Genomic DNA, 17,628 nt, shown 5'->3' with positions numbered 1-17,628 from the left:
GATGAGGTTCTTCGCCGCGATAAGCTTGGGTTTTTGCGTGATCGCGACGCCCAGCTTTGCCCAGGACTTTTGTAAGACGGCCTTTAAGTATGGCCTGTATGACTTCTCGAGCTACACTGGGAGTTCTGAGGATGTCGCATCGGCTTACAATTCTTCCTGTAAGAAGAAGTCAGGGACCAGAAGTGCTTCCGGAAGCGCCGGCTTCAATTTGGTTGGCAAGCTCACCGGTGAGGGGAGTTTCAGCGAGGATAAGCAATTCGCGGAATCGTTCTGTGATGAAGGAAAGAGCTATTCCGAAATCAAGCAGTTCCTTGACAAGTACAGCATGCAGATAAGCGACAAAGCGAGGGATATTGTGCGACTGTGTACGAGCGGAAATGGCGTGCACATTTGGCATGAATACACGGGGAAGACCGACCAGTTTATAATCCGGATTCGGAGTGGGTTGGCTGGCAATCAGCAAATGCCAAAATTTGAAAAATTTGACGCTGACCAGCTGAGAGACTTTTCTTGTTCGCGTGATCCCTCACAGTACGATTACCCATCGAATGTCACAAGGTCGTTCAATTGCCGGCGTCAGAACTCTGATGAGTTTTCGATTATCATTAACGCGGATGTTCCCCTGGATGGAGCGGAGACGCTAATCATTCCAGCCATTCGACGCGAGCCGTTCCCGATGCGCGATACCCTGCCGCAGTCGCCACAGTGTCCAAATCTAAGCGGCCATTTTGAATCGCCGCAAACGAAACAGTCTTTGCAAATCCAGCAGAACGGTTGCAACATAGGATCAACCTTTTTGGCTCCCAACGGTAGTCGGTTCACAGCAACCGGATCGTGGAACTCGGGGTCGAATAGATTTAAGACGACCGTGATAATGCAGACGCAGAGCGGCTGCACGGCTACCTACAACGTCGATGTGGAGGCCACGCCATTCGGCTATCAAACCATTGAGTATCTTCCGGTAAATCAGTGCGGCTTCGGTCCTCAGGCGATTCAGCAATTGACGTATCTGAGAAAGTCGCCCGGGCAGTGAGGCTTGTCTATAGCTCGCTAGCCACCATCTCAGAATGTCCGCGGCCTGGTCAGCCGTCTAACACATCGGAGAAACGAGATGCCTTCCCGGCAGTTCGATCCTCGCCCGGAGGGGCTGCTTCGCTACCTTCGTCGAAAGACGTGGCGAATGCCTTCCCAGCGCGAGGTCCGTGAAATTCAGCGTCGCACGCTGGACGAACGGTTGAACAAGATCGCGGACCTGAAATAGGTCGGTCACAATACCGAAGGAGGCGCCTTTACGGGCGCCTCCTTCAGTTTCTGACGCCTCCAGACCTCAGGAATGGTCATTGATCCCGGTCATACGGTCCAATAATAAGAAATGCTGGACTGGGGTGAGGGGGAAGACGTGCGGGCGATCATTAGCGTTCTGAAGGTTCTCGGTGTGCTCGTCGTGGCGATAGTGGCATCGAGTGTTCTTAGCACCTTTTCGGCGTTGCTCACCTTTCTGGGGACCCTGTGTTTGACGTTGGTCTGTGCTCGGTGGCCGAGCGCCAAGAAGCACTATCGACCGTATGCCATTCTGTTCCTGTGCATCTCCCTGGTTCTGTTGCCCGGCGCGGTGAAGGAATTTAACGATTGGAACGCTGCCCGCAGCGCGGCGAAGGTAGCCGCACTTCGTGAGTCTAATCCACAGCAGTACCTTGCTGAGATTAAGCCCTAGACGCCTCGGGCTCGCTATCTTGCTGAGCTGAAGGTTCTCGATCCGAAGCAGTGGGTGAACGAGGTTAAGGCCTCAGAGGGCAACGATGCGTGGATTGAAGCGCTGAAAGAGGTCGATCCCGCCGCACATGCGATAGAGGCCCCGAAATGGGCCGCGGAGAAGCAAGCCGCCATTGACCGAGTTGCCGCTTTGGAGGCCGAGGCTAAGGCTGAGACAGCCAGGCTTGCCGCGCTGAAGAAGAGCAACCCAAAAGCCTATCTGAAGGAGATCCAAAGCAGACCTGAGTACGCGGACGAGCTCAAGCAGCTCGATCCGAAGGCCTATGCGGCGTACCAGGTGGCCGAGAAGAAAAAGGCGGAACAGGTCGCTCGGGAGGCGCTTCGAGCGAGCAGCGACCTTCAGGTGACGAACTGGTCTTGGGGAGCACAATATTCCCACGCCATCGTCAATGGCCAGGTTCGGAACCTGCGCGACACGCCCCTGAAGAATGTTCAGGCGGTCGTTTCGTTCTACACCGCGGATGGCACGTTCATCGACTCCGCATCCGCACTGATCGACTACACGACGCTTTTGCCGGGCCAGGCTTCGCCATTCAAGGTGATCAACAACTGGAACCCGGCGATGAAAAAGGCGACCTTGGAGTTCAAGTTCCTGCTTGGCGGCCGACTGAACTCATATGAAGGCAAATAGGGCGTCTGTTGGGACTGGGTGACGATCTAAGCCCGCAGCCATTGCTCCGGGATGGGTTTGTCGCCTCACCAGGCGAACCATGCAGCTTCCGCGGCCAGTGCAGCCTCTAGGGGTGTGTTCTCTACGCCTCGACCTTTGCCGTCTGGCAGTATCATGTGAACGGCGCTGTCTGCGCGTAACTCGTCGCTATCAGACGAGCTCAGCGAGTTTCCCGGTACAATTGATTGCGTGCTCGTAGATTAAATAATAAAATCTATTAGTTAGCTATGCTGTGTGAAATCATGTGAATCTCCACAATATTACTGGATACTGTCGCAACTGAAATAAGCACGGATCCTTTGAATTTCACTCGCCCGTGGATGGAGTTATATTATCCATATTCCAACCAGCGCAAGAACAAAAGCCGACTAATTCATCAATATCTCTGACCCAGCAGTAACCGCGAGGCTTGATATCAGCTAAGCACCGGTATGTTATCTCCTTCTTCTCCGAAGCTCTGTCTGGAGCGACAGCATCGGTTTGACCCGCTGACACCGAGGGAAATAGCATAAAAGCGGCAAAAATCGCAACTTTAAATGGCAGAGGCTGGATATGTTGTGCGCTTAAGTGGGTTGAGAGAAGCATCTCAGGAAACTCACTTTTGAGCCGAAGCCACAGAGCGCAATGCCTCGGCGAGATGTCGTAAAGTTAGTACGGTTATCAAGTTGTTATCCGCGATAAACTCTCCGACGAGGTCGGTGTGAGCTTTCATGTTGGAGTGGTGTGATGCTTTACCTAACTCATTAATTAAAGCGGAGTATTCGTTATTGCAATCCCGCATGGATTGTCCTGTAATTAAATGAAAAACTCCGCGTTTTAGCGTACTAATTTCCTTCTCCGATTTGGCTTGGATTTCAAGAAGCTGGCGAACCGTAGATCTATCAATGCAGCGAGCGTAGATCTCCAGAGATGTTGACAGCTCGCTCGAAATGGCAGAGGTTGGCAACAAAATGAATAGCGCGAATCTAAGCATAGGTTTGATGGTAGTAAGCATCGTTGGCGCCTATTTCATCGCGTCGTTAATTTTTGATTTTGTTCTTTCCCATAATTTTGCTACAGAGAATTTCGATAAAGCGTTGGAGGCCGCAAGTTGTGTAGATTTTAACGTTTCCGCGGCGCTCTCGATTGCAGCTTCAGCCGCGGCTTTGGACTGATCGATGCAGCTATTTATTGCCGTCTTAAATTCATTCCGTTCAGTTCCGCTCGGGGGGGCGAAGCCGACTATAGTCTCTAGGTAATCGTCCGCCGCTGTGATAAGTTTACCCCCATTCCGCATGATCGCAGTCAGTTGAGATTTATCGCGGGACAGATTATCAATGGAACCCCCCTTTAACTGCTTTCGGAGAGAGCCAAATAGCTCCATAACCTCTCGATCTATGTGATTCTTGCGGGCTATTAGATCTGGAAGGCTGCTGGTTGTCCCATCCGGGATGGGGTTCTCTGGAACGTATAGCGTCTCTGGAAGGAGGGGCCTAATTAATTTGAATCCAGGCCCGCAGGTGTTTGAATAATCAACCGGTACGCAATAGATGGCGGACTGATTACGGGTACACTGCGCTATTACGCGGGCGGTAGCCATTCCTATGATCTTGTTCTCTCTGGTGTTTATGCACCTAACGGTAATTGTCTTATTGCAGGTTCCCTCCGTACAATTGTATTCCCCAAACGAACCTGTAATGCGACCTGAATCCGCAGAGGCAACGCTGGTTATGAGAAGCGAAAAGATCAGCGCTGCTGGGATTGAAAACCATCTTGAAGCCTCGATCAAAGGGGACTGAGCGAGCTGGCTTGCGCTCGGAGTTTGCCTTGGTAGGCGTCGGTGTTTAATATGAAAGACGCTTAGCACCGTAGTAGCCCCATTTTTCAACGAAACAATAGGGAACGCAGGACGATGTGGCATCCTCCAAACGGGTGATGCTTTCTTACAGGGGCAGACAAATGTGAGCTTCCTCAGACGCCAAGGTCATTGAAGACGCTCGTCATATTGTGTGAGCGCCAGCGATAAGGAGGGGTAGGATTTCGTACTCTATCAAGCGGCCTTACTAAGGCTCAAGCCTGCCGCGTTCGTAGTTTGGCACAGATGCCTCGTACTGATCGATGTGGCGACGAAGCCCCAGCCAGGAGCTCTTTGAGCGCGTCGCCGGGCAGTGGCCCTGAACCGAATTGTCGAAGATGTCTTTGGAGAAGGGCAATACGTACCGCGATGCTGTTTCTCAAGCTACATAATTCCTCAAGTGAGGCCGCGACATTCGGGTCGCCAGCATAGGCTACGACTTTCAAGCATTCTCTGAGCTCGATCTCAATCGTGGCTCCGTCAGCGCGCACATATGGATAGCTGCCCATATGATCCTTTCCCCAAAGTCATAGATCGGCGCTGCCATATGCACCTGCCTCCCTAGGAAGCGCGACGCTTCCATGTCGAATGGGTGGATGTTATAGAACGTTAATCGGGTCGAGAAAGGCACTTGCTGAGGGCGGTGTCTAATATGGTGGCGCAACTTGGTAGCTGTTATGATCGACAGGTTCTCACAGCGCGTGGCGGAAATAGGTGAACTCATCGATGAAGCCGCATTCAATCCAAAGCGCTGGGATGATGCCCTGGACGTCATGCATTTACTTTTACCTGGCACGCAGCTCGTCCTTCACACTCGCGATGATTCAGCGCCGGGAACCACGCCCGTTCTGCTGCGTGGCTGGGATATGGCGCATATCGAAAGGTACACTCGGTACTATGCGGCGCTAAATCCCTGGGTTCCTATAATTGCGAAAGCGCCCCTAATGGTGCCGCTTTGGACTGAGAATACGCTGCCATCGTCATCCTTTGTGGATAGTGAATTTTACGCAGACTGGCTTCGTGGCGCCGGCAACGCGCAGAGTGCAACGGGGGTGAAGCTGTTTCAGGAGAGCGGCCGCAACGCCTCGATTGATATCCACTATGACATCCGTCATATGCATGCTTACCATAAGAGCGCGACAAAGCTGCTTTCAACGATTGCACCGAAACTTCGTCGATCCATTGCGGCCACCCGCCTTGTTCAGCCGCGAGAGATGCAGATCGATCTACTCGGGGCCTTAACGGACGCCGCTTTTCTAGTCGATTCCCGTTGTGTGGTGCGTGATCACAATGGCACGGCGCAGCAGCTATTGGAATCCGCAGCTATGGTAGCTTTGTCATCGAAGGGGCAACTGTCCCTTAAGCCGCGGGCTCGGAATGACTGGCTGCAACGGCAAGTCTCCGCGGCATGTGGAGTTGGGCAATTGGACCGCAATCTAGCCGTCCAGCCATCCTCTCGTCCATTCAATATTGTCGTTCTGCCTGTCCGTGAGAGCGGCAGCGCCCTCTCCGGCATTGGCTCACTTTTTCCCCCAGCATTGTTGGCCCTGATCATATTTCAGCGTCGTGAAATGCGGAATGATAGTTCTATACGCAACAGTGCCGATAAGCTCTTTCGCTTAACACCAGCTGAGCAGAAACTGATTTCCGCACTCCTCGATGGCAGATCTCTCTCTGAGGCAGCGCAACAGTTCGGCACTAGCCGAGAGACGATTCGAACTCAACTGCGGTCGATTTTTCTGAAAACTGGTACTCACCGACAGGCGGAATTGGTGCGCCTTCTGATGCAGTGAGTTTTGCGATGCAATCGCATAGCTCCTGTCCGTTATTCAAGTTCGCCATTGCATGCTCGCAGATTTGGAAGATATTGATCTTGCGCTGCCTTCCGGCAATAGCTTCTGTCGGACGCCTTTTGATGCCTGTCGCATTCCGCTTCGCGCTTTCGAATTTGATCATAAATCGCTGATGACCCGTCAGGGCAGCGAATGCGCTTGCTGGTGTTAGCTCGCTCCTTGCATAGGCGTTCACATGAGCTGAGGCCGGCAGATATTTCAGCGACGCAAGCGCGCCATTCTTTCTGTTGCGAGATGGCGCTATACCGACGATCGCAATCCGATGTGCTTCCACGGCCTCTTGAGCAGGCGTTCTCGCATTGCGTGAGGGTTTCGGCGCAAGCGTTGCCAACGGTTAGCATGACGATTATCATCACTATGAACGCCATCTTGCTATTCCTCGGTAATACCACACTCGCTCTTCAACCTTCGGCAATAGTTAGGAATCGAAGCGCCGCATAGTTTGCGGTGGCCGACAAAATGACGCAATATGAGTCTACCGGCGGTATCCTTCGGCGCGATTTCTAGGCTCACAGTGTGAGCGTGCTCACGTCTTATTGCCCTATTATCACTGTTTGCCCGTACAACAACAGTTGCGCAATATCCTGTATTGCACTTTAAACCTGAAACATAATCCATTCCTGCAGCAGTTCCCTCAAAGCTATAAAGTTCGACATATTTAATTTCAGGAGTTATGTCTTCCATTGGAAAAGTAGCATCAAGATAAACATCCATTTCGGGATCGCGAATTATAAGATTTATATTGTCGCAGTTGATGGTCAATCTTGAGATAGCTCCTTGATAGAATCCAATGCCATCGTAACTAATCGAGATGCCCGCAACCTGTCGGTGCAGTATTTTTACCATTCTTGACACATCGCTCTCGGCTGCCCACAGTGGCAAGATTGCCGCGGAGCCAATTAGTATTATTGAAATTTGCAAGGTCCACGAGACAGCCGCACTTAGATTTCGAATTTTTTTCATAAAAGCCCCCCTCGTGACATCGCAATCCCACGTCATTCAAGGCTATCGTACCCGCATGCGGAAATATTACTCCAAATGGAGTATAAGCAGCTTACGCGACCTTCTTAGCGCTTATTTTCGAGAGCTGTTCCATCGTGTAGACAGGGATCGTCACGTGGAGCTCTGTCCGTCGTCAGAACATTTGGCGCAGATCGCGGCGTAAATTAGCGGAGCGGGGGCCTCGTCTGGGGATTGGTTTTAGGCGGCGAGCTTGCGGTGTTGCAAGCGCCGATGCTCGATCGTTTGTCGCTTGATCCTCATCCGCTGTTTGATGATGGCTTGTGCCCTGCCGAAGTAGGCATCGGCGGGTGTCACGTTGTTCAGGCTCTCATGGTAACGCTGGTGGTTTTAGTGCTGGACGAAGGCCTCGATCTGGGCCTCAAGGTCGCCGGGCAGGAAGTAGTTTTCCAGCAGGATGCGGTTTTTGAGTGTCTGGTGCCAGCGCTCGATCTTGCCCTGGGTCTGAGGATGGCACGGGGCGCCGCGCACATGGCTCATCTTGTTGGCCTCAATATATTCCGCCAGTTCGCCCGCGATGTAGCTGGGGCCGTTGTCGCTGAGCAGTCGGGGCTTGTGCAGTACCGTGGCGCTGTCGCAGCCGGACGCCGCCAGGGCGAGGTCCAGCGTCTCGGTGACGTCCTCGGCCCGCATGTTGGTGCACAGCTTCCAGGCAATGATGTAGCGCGAGAAGTCGTCGAGCACGGTCGACAGGTACATCCAGCCCCACCCGATGATCTTGAAGTAGGTGAAATCGGTCTGCCACATCTCGTTTGGGCGGGTGGTCCTGGTGTGGAAGGCCTCGGCGGCCTTGATCACGACATAGGCCGGACTGGTGATCAGATCATGGGCCTTCAACAGGCGATAAACCGTGGCTTCGGATACAAAGTATTGGCATTCATCGGTAAATCTCACCGCCAGTTCGCGCGGGGACAGCTCAGACCGTTCGAGCGCCAGTTCGACGATCTGGTCGTGGATCTTGGCCGGGATGCGGTTCCACACCCGGCTCGGCGCCGATGGCCGATCTTCCAACGCTTCCGGTCCGCCTTCGAGGTAGCGGTCGTACCAGCGGTAGAATGTCCGGCGGGCGACGCCGAGCTGGTCCAGCGTGCGTTTGGCAGACAGGTGCGACTGCTCGACGAGCCGGATGATCTCGAGCTTCTCGGATGCGGGATACCTCATTCGTCGCCTTCCCCATCCGCGATCATGCTTTTTTTGAGCAGCCGGTTCTCGAGCGTCAGGTCGGCCACGCACTCCTTCAGGGCTCGGGCCTCGCGGCGCAGGTCCTGGACCTCACCAGTGGTCGCGGCACGGGCGGTGTCCCCGGCCAGCCGGCGCTTGCCCGCTTCCATGAACTCCTTCGACCAAGTGTAATACCGGCTCTGGGCGATGCCTTCCTTGCGGCACAGCTCGGCGATGCTGTCCTCGCCGCGCAGCCCGTCCAGCACGATCCGGATCTTGTCCTCGGCAGAGAAGTGGCGCCGGGTCTGCCGCCGGATGTCCTTCACCACCTGCTCGGCAGGCTTTTTGGTGTTCGAGGATTTGGTGGGCATCTTGGTTCCTTCGTCATGCGACGAGACCAAAACACTCCTTAAATCACAACCTCAAATCTGTGCCATTGGTGCTGACGGCGGACAGAAATAGCCCATGAACGTCGCCGTTCTCCATGATGAGGTCGAGCGTCTGAAAGCCGAGCTGGCGCAGACGCAGGAGGCCCTGGCTCAGTCCGAGGAAGCGCGGCGGCGGTTGGAGAGCATCGTCAGCGACCTTCAGCGCGAGAAGTTCGGCGCCCGGTCCGAGAAGCTCTCCGCCGAGCAATATCATCTGCCGCTGGAGGACGTCGAAATCGCCCAGGGCGTGCTCGACGCCGCCCATGAGAAGGCGCAGCGGATCATCAACGGCCGCCCTGACGGCGCCGGCACGTCTCACCGGCGCAACCGTGGTCACCTCCCGGCCCATCTGCCGCGTGTCGAGCGGATCATCGAGCCGCAGAGCAGGCTGTGCCCGTACGGCTGCGGCGAAATGGCGAGGATCGGCGAGGACGTCAGCGAGCGGCTGGACGTGGTTCCGGCGCAGCTGCGCGTGCTGGTCACCCGTCGTCCGAAATACGCCTGCCGCCGCTGTTCGGGCGCGGTCGTGCAGGCCCATGCTCCCGAGCATGTGGTGCCGGGCGGTCTGCCGACCGAGGCGCTGATCGCCCAGGTCATCGTCGCCAAGTTCGGTGATCACCTGCCATTCTATCGGCAGGCCGAGATCTATGCCCGCCAGGGCATCCGGCTCGATCGCGCGACACTCGGCAACTGGGCTGGCCGGGCCTGCTTCCATCTCAAGCCCATTGCCGATCGCATGCGCTGGCATCTGGCCGCGGCGGAACGGCTGTTCATGGACGAAACCACCGCGCCGGTGCTCGATCCGGGGCGCGGCAAGGTCAAAAAGGGCTTCTTCTGGGCGATCGCGTCTGATGATCGCGGCCATGGCGGCCAGGGTCCGCCCATCGTGCTGTTCCACTATGCGCCGGGGCGCAGTGGCGAGCATGCCGAACGCTTCCTTCAGGGCTTCCGCGGGCAGTTCCTGCAGGTCGACGCCTATGAGGGCTATGATCGGCTGACCCGTCTGGAACGGCCGCAGGGGCCGTGGCGGCTCGTTCATTGCTGGAGCCACCTGCGCCGACGCTTCGTCAAGCTCGCGCGCAACACCAAGTCGCCGATCGCCGAAGCCGCAATCCGCCAGATCGCTGCGCTCTATGCCATCGAGGCAACCGTTCGCGGGGTCTCGCCGCAACTGCGGCTCGCCGCCCGGCGGGAGCACTCCGCGCCAATCATCGCCGCCCTCAAGCCGTGGTTCGAGAAGCAACTATCGATGATCTCTTCCAGCTCCAGGCTGGCCGAAGACATCCGCTATGGGCTCGCCCATTGGGAGGGGCTCACCCGCTTCCTCGACGATGGCCGCCTCGAGCTCGACACCAACCCGGTCGAAAACGCTATCCGCCCAATCTGCCTGACCCGGAAAAACGCCCTGTTCGCGGGCCACGAGGTCGGGGCGGAAAACTGGGCGCTGCTCTCATCCCTCGTCGCCACATGCAGGCTCAACGACGTCAATCCCGTCGCCTATCTCGCCGAAACCCTCGACGCCATCATCAACGGTCACCCGCAAAGCGGCGTCGAAGACCTCATGCCGTGGCGCTTCCGGAAAACATCAACCCCAAATCCATAGGGTCCCGGCGCGGCGCTTGCGTTGGATTGGGGGCTTTGGACGGGTGTCGTCAGCGGTTCGAGGCCGATTTCCCGAGCGAAGCGCCGGGTCTCTTTCGCGATATAGCCCGAACCGTTGTCGGTCAGCCATTCGATAACGTCGGGTAGGTGGTTGACCTGGCCGAAACGGGTCTCGACCGCAACCGTCATCAGGTCGCGCACATCTTCCCCCTTGATGCCCTCGGTGGTGGCCACGAAGCTGATCGCCTCGCGGTCACAGCAGTCGAGCGCGAAGGCAACGCGGACCTTCTCGCCGTTGTCGCAGCCGAGTTCGAAGCCATCCGAACACCAGCGCAGATTGGAGCGGTCGACCGCGATGCGGCCATCATGCCGGCGACCCTCGTGGGCACTGGCATGCCGCTGAAGCAAAAGGCCATGGGCCTTCATCACCCGATAGACCCGTTTGTGATTGGGCGCCTGTCGGCCGTGCTTCAGCGCCGCACGTCGAAGCAGCGCCCAGACCCGCCGATAGCCGTAGCTTGGCCTGTCGGCGATGATGTCCCGGATCGCAGCTATCATATCGGCGTCGGGCTGCGCTGGCCGCCCCCGAGGGGGCTTGTCGATGGGAGCTTTGACCCGCGCGGCAATGTTCGACCGCGCAACACCGAGCACCTCGCACACGGCCGTCATCGCGAACCGTCCTTCGGCCAGGATAGCGACCGCAGCAGATGTCTTTTTGGGCCTGCGGTGACGTCGAGCGCCTCCCTCAGGATCTCGACTTCGAGCGGCTTCTTACCCAGAAGCCGGTGCAACTCGCGAACCTGGTTCTGCAGCTGCCGATATTCCGACGCCGGAACCACCTCTTCCTCGGCCCGGGTCGCGGTCAGCGCTCCCTGGTTCGCCAGCCGGCGCCAGGAGAATAGCTGATTGGGCGCGATACCATGCCGCCGCGCCACCAGGCTCACGCTCATGCCGGGCTCATAGGTCTCCGCGACAATCGCCAGCTTCTCAGCCGGCGCCCACCGCCGCCGGCGTTCAGGGCCCGACAGGACCTCACTCTTCGACATCGAACCAGTCATAGACACGACATTACTCCTACCTCTTCGCGAAGTGGGAGGACGTGTCCGGTCAATTAGGGGGCTGCATCACGCACGAATGTGTCGGTTGATAGCGTCGGGCTCTACACGGGTGTGGTCGCGCTTCATCGTACGCACGAAGGCCTCGATCATTCCGTTGGCCTGCGGGCTCTTGACCGACGCCGTTAGCGATTCGAGGCCGATATCGCGACGAAGCGGCGGGTGTCGTCTGCGACATAGCCTGAGCCATTGTCGGTCAGCCATTTGATGAAAGTAGGCAAGCGGTTGGGCTTTTGCGCGACGCGGCCCAGACCCCCGGCGACCCCGTCTCAACGAGCGCCTATTCCGGAGCTTGGCACGGCAGGTCGTATCATTGAAGGATCGAGGATCGACCATAGCGAGCACCGACCGCGCACGAGCCTACGTTGCCTCACCCCGCACAAACCTACAGCCCGGTCCAGATCCGGTCACAAGGGGAACAGGGTCGAGTTATGAACGAGGGCCGAACGTGAGCAACGTCAATAAGTCAATCTATACCCCCGTATAGGCTTGTGCAGGCCGACTAGGACGATCATTTTGTCACTGCGTTCGGATTATGTGACAGCGATCAGCTGCAATATTGTTATGCACACAGTGCAAACAAAACCGAATTTCACCTTCAAATAGGAAGGATTGAAGGCCTCCGGCTTTCATCAGGAGATTGACTCATTGAATACGTGGTTCCAGAGGCTGATCGATGTCGCCTCCGTTACCTCCACGGGTGGTATGCTCAAGAGCGCTCTTCCGACGCTGGTGCAGGATCTGGGATTTGATGGCTACGCCTTCCTCTACGTTGAACCTCTTCGGATACAAGCCATCTCGAACTACGCTCAGGAGTGGCAGGATCGCTATTTCGCGGAGGGATTCCGATACGTTGACCCGGTCCTTCAAACCGCCTGCGCGACGATGCGCCCCTTCACATGGTCCGCTCCCGCTCTTCATGAGTGCAAGACCCGGAAACTGAAGCGTTTTTATTCCGAAGCCGCCGATTTTGGGATCAGGTCTGGCATCAGCATTCCGGTACAGACGCCCGGTCGACATATGTCGATGCTGACCCTCGCTTCGGTCAAGCCGTCACTTTCGCTCGACAAAGACATCGACGAGATTGCCGCCGTCACGGCCGTGGCCTTTCTCCATGCATCCCTTGAAGCCAGGAACGCTCGGCCGACAGCGCAGCATCGCATTGAACTCACGGCCCGGCAGGCGCTCTGCCTGAAATGGTCAGCCGAGGGCAAGTCGATGAAAGACATCGCCGTGCTTGAAAACCTATCCTTCGCGACTGTTAATTTTCATCTCAACAATGCCAGAGAAACGCTCAACGCCGCCAGCCTCGCACAGGCCACGGCGATCGCCGCGAAACTCAAGCTGATCTGACCGGCACTCAGTCGGCGGGAACCGCCGGCACATAACCGAGCACATCGATCAAGGTCGACAATATGGTCTGTTGGCCATGGACGTCGATCATTGCCCTGATATAAGCCGCGCCAGCTGGACCAACGGATCCCACGCTCTCATCACATCGACGGGCTTCCGCCTGCCGGACTTCTGCGAGATCCAGCAGAAAGCGATGCTTGAGGATCGCCTCGACCACGATCGGCTCCAAGACAGATTTCGGAAGGCAGCTCGTCAGGCCGACGATTGGCCTCACGACCGTTTGCATCTGTCCCTCCGCCCGACCGTCTCCGGTTCCACCCATGATTCCATACTGCGCCTGGTGTCTGCGGTCCGCCCCCGCTGACAGTCATCCCATGACCCCAAGCCGGGGGGTAGAAAACCGAGCAAAGTCGGTCCCATGACCTTTAGCACCGAGGCACCTGGACATACGTCACAGGCCCCCGGCCAAATGGCCAGAGGATCTGGTGTCGTCTCGGCCGACACCAACCGCTTTGCTTGGGGTTTCTACGCCCCGAAACGCGCGTGACGCCTCGGGCCCTTCATAGAGAAAACGGAGCGGCTTCGCCAGATCACAAAGCACAGCTCCCGACGATTGCGCGGTCAACGACGGCTTGCGTTACCTCGTCCAGCAATGAGCATAATCGGGCTCGCGCCTGCGATCGGAACGACGCCGATCCTGTCGCCGACCACTTCTCACATTGCCGTGCCGGCAAGCGTCGGGTAGAATGATAGACAATGTTCTACCTTTGTGGATTTGAACTCTATGGGCCTGAACATCAAGGATCCCGAGGCGCATCGCCTGGCGCAGGCCATCGCCCGCGTCACCGGGGAAAGCATGACCCACATCGTCACGCAGGCCCTGCGCGAGCGCTATGCCAGGATCGAGCGCGGCAAAGGCAAGGCTAGCGTGCAGGAGCTGCTGGCGATTGCCGACCGCGCCGCCGCCCATGTGAAGCGGCCCTATGCCGATCACGCCGAACTCCTCTATGACGAGAACGGCCTGCCGAAATGATCATCGATACCTCGGCCATGGTCGCGATCCTCTACCGAGAGGGCGAGGCGGAGGCCTTTGCCCAGATCATTCACGACGCCGAGGTCAGCCGCATCAGCGTTGCGAACTATGTCGAGCTCTCCATGGTGATCGAGAACCAGCTCGGCCCCGACGGCATGCGGCAGGCTGAGGCCTTCATCCGCCGCGCCGGCATCACCATCGAGCCGGTGACGCTGGAACATGGCGAACTCGCCCGGCAAGCCTTCCTCGATTTCGGGAAAGGACGACACAAAGCCGGCCTGAACTACGGCGACTGCTTCTCCTACGCCCTGGCCAAGGCCACGGGCGAGCCGCTCCTGTTCAAGGGGAACGACTTCAGCCAGACCGATATCGCAACGGCATGACCAAACCCGTGCGCAAGCCTACAGAGGCGCTGCGGACGCGCCACGTCTTCCTCAACACCGAGGTTTATCGCCGAGCCGGCTTCAACATCTCCAACACCCAGTTCTCATTGCTCGCGAAGGAAATCGATGCCGGCCGCATCGTCCTGCACTTCACCGACATCACGCTTTCCGAAATCCGTCGGCAGCTCGCCGAGGAGGTCCTCGCCAGGGCGGTCGACGCGAAGCGCCTGGCACGCGATTTCAACCGGATCACGCAGATCGCCGGAAAGCCGAACGAAGCGGTGAAGGAAATCGACAGCGCGGCGCTGGCTGATGCGGCGTGGGCTGGCTTCGTCGACACATTGATCAAACGCCTGCGCGGCCACGCGATCTCTGCGCTGGAGACCCCCGCCCACGTCGTGTTCGAGCGATATTTCGCGGGCCAGGCTCCCTTCGAGCAAAGGGGCAGCAAGGAATTCCCAGACGCTTTCGTGATCGAAGGCCTCGCTCGCTATTGCACGAGCAACGACATCTCCATGTATGTCGTCAGCGGCGACGCGGCGCTTCGCCGGGCCGCGGAAGGCCATGACGCGCTCTTTCCGTTGCAAACGCTGGACGAGATCCTCGCAGCAGCGACCGCGAGCAGCGGAGCCGATGTCGAGGCAATCGCGGATGAGGTTTTGGCCGCCCCCGGCTTCGACGAACAACTGAGTAAGGCGATCGAGACCGATCTCGATTTCGTGGACTTCGTCTATTTCGGGCCCCTCACCGAGGGGTGCGTGCCTTCAGCCGCGCTCGACGAGATCGTCAGCGTCGACGATTACGACGTAGCGGCCTTCGACGACAATCGAATCGGCCTGATCCTGCAGGCCAATGCAATCCTCGATGCGAAGGTGCGTTACCTCGACGAAGACGAATTGCGCGACAGGGATGACGACATCATCCCCACCGAGCTGGAGACATCCGTCCGAACCCATGCCCTGTTGAAAATCTACGTCTCGATCGATTTGCCCAGCCTGCGCTTCTCAGAAACCGAGCTGCTCACGCGCGACGTCATCGTCGAATAGGCCCCGCTGGTGCGCTATGGTGTCCGTCCATCGATCCCCGACAGGTCGACGCGAATACCCGACGTGTTGGGATCTCCGGGTGGAGTTTCCTGTGGCGGCGGGCGGGCGGATTCCGGTTCATGCTGCGGCACATCCCCCCGATTCCGCTCCGCCGATTTCGGCTCCCCAGGATCGGGCGCACTGAACACCGGTATCTCCTCGAACTGCCCTGTCCGCCAGGCATGGAACGCATCGTCGAGCATCTGCGGTCGGAGATCCTCATCAGTCGGATAGCCATACCATTTGAGCACGATCCGCCAGACCTTCCCGAACAGGGCCGTGCCCATGCGGATATTCTCGCAAGGATCGACCAGGGTTGGCGTGAGCTCCGAGGGATCCCGGATGCCGATCCCGGCCGGATATTGCGTGACACCAACACGCACGACGGCCTGACCGAGATGTTTGCGCACGAGCTCCAGCGCCTCGTCAGATGTCTTCGCCGGCGGCACGAGAATGACGCGGTTCCCGGAGCGGATAGTGACCGCGAGCGGATCCGGCGATCCAACCTCCTTCACAAACTGCTCGATGATCGCCGGCTTCAAAGAAGGATCGGCGCATGTTCGGAGGAGATCGGCATCGAAGGCCATCAGCGAGATCCCGTTCAACGATTGAAGGATGTGACGAGGGGAAGCCCGAACAGCCGGGCCCAAGCCGTGAGACCGGCCATCTGGATCGCAGGCACGGATGTGCCGGCCGCCCACCAGGCGTTGGCGACGGCCACGATCGCATTGGGCTGGTGCAGCGCCGACTGCAGGACGGGCCAGACAAGGAGTTGCTCGTAGCAGATCAGCGGTGCGACACGGCTCCCTGCGATCTCCACGATCGCGTCGTCGAAGAAGCTCGCCCGGGCGCCGCCACTTCCCTCAAACCAGGACCGCCACGGCTGCCACATGGCAACCAGCACCGGCATGCGCGCGCGATAGCGGACCGTCGCGCCACGCGGGCCGAGCTCGGCCATGACATTGTCGTAGCCTTCGGGATCTATCACCGCCGCGCCGGCGATAACGGTCACATCGAGACCGGTTAGCGCGTCGAGCCAGAACCGTTCCATGGTCGGGGTCAGCGGGCCGAGCGTGCTCTCCGGCAGCACCACGACTGATGCACCTTCCAGCACACGGGTCCGGACCATCGCCGCGAGCTGTCGATGCCGCTCGAGCGTGCCATCACGCCCAAGCGCCCCGCCCAGTTGCGTGTCGACACCCTCCCAGCCTACGGGTGTGGCGACCGGGGCCCAGCTCACGGCGGACCAGATCCAGAACCCGCCCAGGGCGATGGCAGCGGCCGGCCAGGCCCTCATCGTCATGGCGAGCAGGACAGCCAGCGTCGCGAGAAGTCCCCACCATCCCCATTCGGGGAAAAGGATGCCGGCAGCGGTGATCGGATGCGCCCAGCCGACGATGCCGAAGGGCGGGACCGCCATCAGCACGGCCGCTACTAGGTAGCGGAGCATCCGCCTCCATCCCGGCCGCCCGGTCCAAAGTCCGGCATGCACGGTGACGAAGGAGAGCGAAGCCAGCAGCCAGAGCAGGATTCCGGCCCAGACCGAAGCGCCGAAGTAGGCGGCGACGCCCTGCGGCAGGCCCCGCGAGGCTGCGAGGAAATACCCCATAGACACGGCAGCCGCCGTGATCCGGTTCGGCGCCCACGCCCAGAGCGCCGGGAACAGCATGGCGAGCGGAAGGGTGAGCGCATGCCCACTCCAGCCCGCCCAGCCGATGGCGATGGCCGCAGCGACGAGCAGGGCAGGGCGCCAGCGATCAGGGATGGAGGGTGAAGATCGGCCGCGCCAGACCGAGAAGGCCGGCGTCGGGGATCGGCCCGAAGTAGCGGGAGTCATAGGAACCTGCGAAGGGAGAGTGAACGAAGATCTGGCTGGTGGGAACGATGCCGCCGGTCCAGGGGATGAGCGGACGTCCGGCGCCGTCGCGAGCGATCAGTTCGGAGCGGGGCAGGGCATCGCCATCGATCATGACGCCCGCGCCAACCTCGATGCGGCTGCCGGCAAGCGCCGTGACGGTCTTGATGAGGGGCGCTGCGCAGCTCGGGCATAGGCCCTGCCGGAAGTACCCGCGCTCAAGGCCGAAGGCCGAGACCGCCCCCGGCGGTGGGCAGACGAAGACGAGATCTCCGATGGCGACAGGACGCTCCAGCGGCATGATCCGCCATAGTCCGATCGGCTCGCTCGGCGTGAGGTTGATGCGCCATCCTCCGAGCCCGCCCAGAACGGCGATCGCCGCCATCACAACCCCGCCGCCGACCAGGATCCCGAGCGCCCGCCGACGCGCTGCACCTACTTTCCTTCCGGTCGCCATTTTGGC

The 17,628-nt window shown here is 58.6% G+C and carries 16 protein-coding genes and 3 pseudogenes; 9 read left to right on the top strand and 10 right to left on the bottom strand.

The genetic code is table 11. From position 1 onward, the window contains the following. The 3 genes from KIO76_RS30360 to KIO76_RS30350 form a co-directional block, all read left to right on the top strand. The coding region (locus KIO76_RS30360; RefSeq protein WP_213327401.1) for a hypothetical protein at window positions 1-1,033 on the top strand (1,033 nt) is incomplete at its 5' end. A 366-nt stretch (window positions 1,034-1,399) separates the two neighbouring features. Next, the gene (locus KIO76_RS30355; RefSeq protein WP_213327400.1) at window positions 1,400-1,714 is read left to right on the top strand and encodes a hypothetical protein; all 315 of its coding nucleotides are present in this window, start codon (window positions 1,400-1,402) and stop codon (window positions 1,712-1,714) included. 189 nt (window positions 1,715-1,903) lie between these two features. Further along, window positions 1,904-2,404 (top strand): FxLYD domain-containing protein, encoded by a 501-nt coding sequence (locus KIO76_RS30350; protein ID WP_213327399.1) that lies wholly within the window; start codon window positions 1,904-1,906, stop codon window positions 2,402-2,404. A 634-nt stretch (window positions 2,405-3,038) separates the two neighbouring features. On the opposite strand, the gene KIO76_RS30345 is transcribed toward KIO76_RS30350, so the two are convergent. Beyond that, entirely contained in the window at window positions 3,039-3,437 is a 399-nt protein-coding gene (locus tag KIO76_RS30345) for a hypothetical protein (protein ID WP_213327398.1), read from the bottom strand. Window positions 3,438-3,446: 9 nt separating this feature from the next. Further along, the gene (locus KIO76_RS30340) at window positions 3,447-4,211 is read right to left on the bottom strand and encodes a hypothetical protein (RefSeq protein ID WP_213327397.1); all 765 of its coding nucleotides are present in this window, start codon (window positions 4,209-4,211) and stop codon (window positions 3,447-3,449) included. 743 nt (window positions 4,212-4,954) lie between these two features. Here KIO76_RS30340 and KIO76_RS30335 point away from each other — a divergent pair. Continuing rightward, on the top strand, window positions 4,955-6,070 hold the full coding sequence (locus KIO76_RS30335) for a helix-turn-helix transcriptional regulator (protein WP_213327396.1): 1,116 nt from the start codon (window positions 4,955-4,957) through the stop codon (window positions 6,068-6,070). Window positions 6,071-6,502: 432 nt separating this feature from the next. Here the strand turns inward: KIO76_RS30335 and KIO76_RS30330 are convergent, their stop codons facing one another. Both KIO76_RS30330 and KIO76_RS30325 read right to left on the bottom strand, forming a co-directional pair. Then, on the bottom strand, window positions 6,503-7,093 hold the full coding sequence (locus KIO76_RS30330) for a hypothetical protein (RefSeq protein ID WP_213327395.1): 591 nt from the start codon (window positions 7,091-7,093) through the stop codon (window positions 6,503-6,505). A gap of 237 nt (window positions 7,094-7,330) precedes the next feature. Then, window positions 7,331-8,682 (bottom strand): annotated as a pseudogene (locus tag KIO76_RS30325) (IS3 family transposase). A 94-nt stretch (window positions 8,683-8,776) separates the two neighbouring features. Here KIO76_RS30325 and tnpC point away from each other — a divergent pair. Beyond that, on the top strand, window positions 8,777-10,342 hold the full coding sequence (tnpC, locus tag KIO76_RS30320) for an IS66 family transposase (RefSeq protein WP_213327394.1): 1,566 nt from the start codon (window positions 8,777-8,779) through the stop codon (window positions 10,340-10,342). Between the two features lie 11 nt (window positions 10,343-10,353). On the opposite strand, the pseudogene KIO76_RS31265 reads toward tnpC, so the two are convergent. Both KIO76_RS31265 and KIO76_RS31260 read right to left on the bottom strand, forming a co-directional pair. Then, window positions 10,354-11,399 (bottom strand): annotated as a pseudogene (locus KIO76_RS31265) (IS3 family transposase); the annotation flags it as partial. Window positions 11,400-11,495: 96 nt separating this feature from the next. Next, a pseudogene (locus KIO76_RS31260) lies at window positions 11,496-11,674 on the bottom strand (IS3 family transposase); the annotation flags it as partial. A 394-nt stretch (window positions 11,675-12,068) separates the two neighbouring features. Between KIO76_RS31260 and KIO76_RS30305 the strand changes: the two are divergent. Continuing rightward, window positions 12,069-12,809 (top strand): autoinducer binding domain-containing protein, encoded by a 741-nt coding sequence (locus KIO76_RS30305; protein WP_249730246.1) that lies wholly within the window; start codon window positions 12,069-12,071, stop codon window positions 12,807-12,809. A 7-nt stretch (window positions 12,810-12,816) separates the two neighbouring features. Here KIO76_RS30305 and KIO76_RS30300 read toward each other — a convergent pair whose 3' ends face one another. Continuing rightward, entirely contained in the window at window positions 12,817-13,095 is a 279-nt protein-coding gene (locus tag KIO76_RS30300; protein ID WP_213327391.1) for a transcriptional repressor TraM, read from the bottom strand. Between the two features lie 498 nt (window positions 13,096-13,593). On the opposite strand from KIO76_RS30300, the gene KIO76_RS30295 reads away from it, so the two are divergent. The 3 genes from KIO76_RS30295 to KIO76_RS30285 are packed head-to-tail and all read left to right on the top strand — an operon-like array spanning window position 13,594 to window position 15,271. Further along, a complete protein-coding gene (locus KIO76_RS30295; protein WP_213327390.1) occupies window positions 13,594-13,842 on the top strand; it encodes a type II toxin-antitoxin system VapB family antitoxin in 249 nt (82 codons plus the stop codon). Continuing rightward, window positions 13,839-14,225, top strand: a complete 387-nt coding sequence (locus KIO76_RS30290; protein WP_213327389.1) for a type II toxin-antitoxin system VapC family toxin — start codon at window positions 13,839-13,841, stop codon at window positions 14,223-14,225. The genes KIO76_RS30295 and KIO76_RS30290 overlap by 4 nt, the downstream gene beginning before the upstream one ends. Beyond that, complete coding sequence (locus KIO76_RS30285; protein ID WP_213327388.1) at window positions 14,222-15,271, top strand: PIN domain-containing protein; 1,050 nt, start codon at window positions 14,222-14,224, stop codon at window positions 15,269-15,271. Before KIO76_RS30290 ends, KIO76_RS30285 begins: the two co-directional genes overlap by 4 nt. Window positions 15,272-15,285: 14 nt before the next feature. Here KIO76_RS30285 and KIO76_RS30280 read toward each other — a convergent pair whose 3' ends face one another. From KIO76_RS30280 to traF, 3 genes are read right to left on the bottom strand one after another with little or no spacing between them, the layout of a single operon-like run. After that, window positions 15,286-15,897, bottom strand: a complete 612-nt coding sequence (locus tag KIO76_RS30280) for a TraH family protein (RefSeq protein WP_213327387.1) — start codon at window positions 15,895-15,897, stop codon at window positions 15,286-15,288. Window positions 15,898-15,911: 14 nt separating this feature from the next. Further along, window positions 15,912-17,147, bottom strand: a complete 1,236-nt coding sequence (locus KIO76_RS30275) for a conjugal transfer protein TraB (RefSeq protein WP_213327386.1) — start codon at window positions 17,145-17,147, stop codon at window positions 15,912-15,914. Further along, window positions 17,068-17,622 (bottom strand): conjugative transfer signal peptidase TraF, encoded by a 555-nt coding sequence (traF, locus tag KIO76_RS30270; RefSeq protein WP_213327385.1) that lies wholly within the window; start codon window positions 17,620-17,622, stop codon window positions 17,068-17,070. Before traF ends, KIO76_RS30275 begins: the two co-directional genes overlap by 80 nt. Between the last annotated feature and the right edge of the window lie 6 nt (window positions 17,623-17,628).

Origin of the sequence: Chelatococcus sp. YT9 (assembly GCF_018398315.1) — a bacterium.
Taxonomy (GTDB): Bacteria; Pseudomonadota; Alphaproteobacteria; order Rhizobiales; family Beijerinckiaceae; genus Chelatococcus.
Note: the sequence above shows the minus strand (reverse complement) of the source record. Positions and strands in the feature narration are given on the sequence as shown.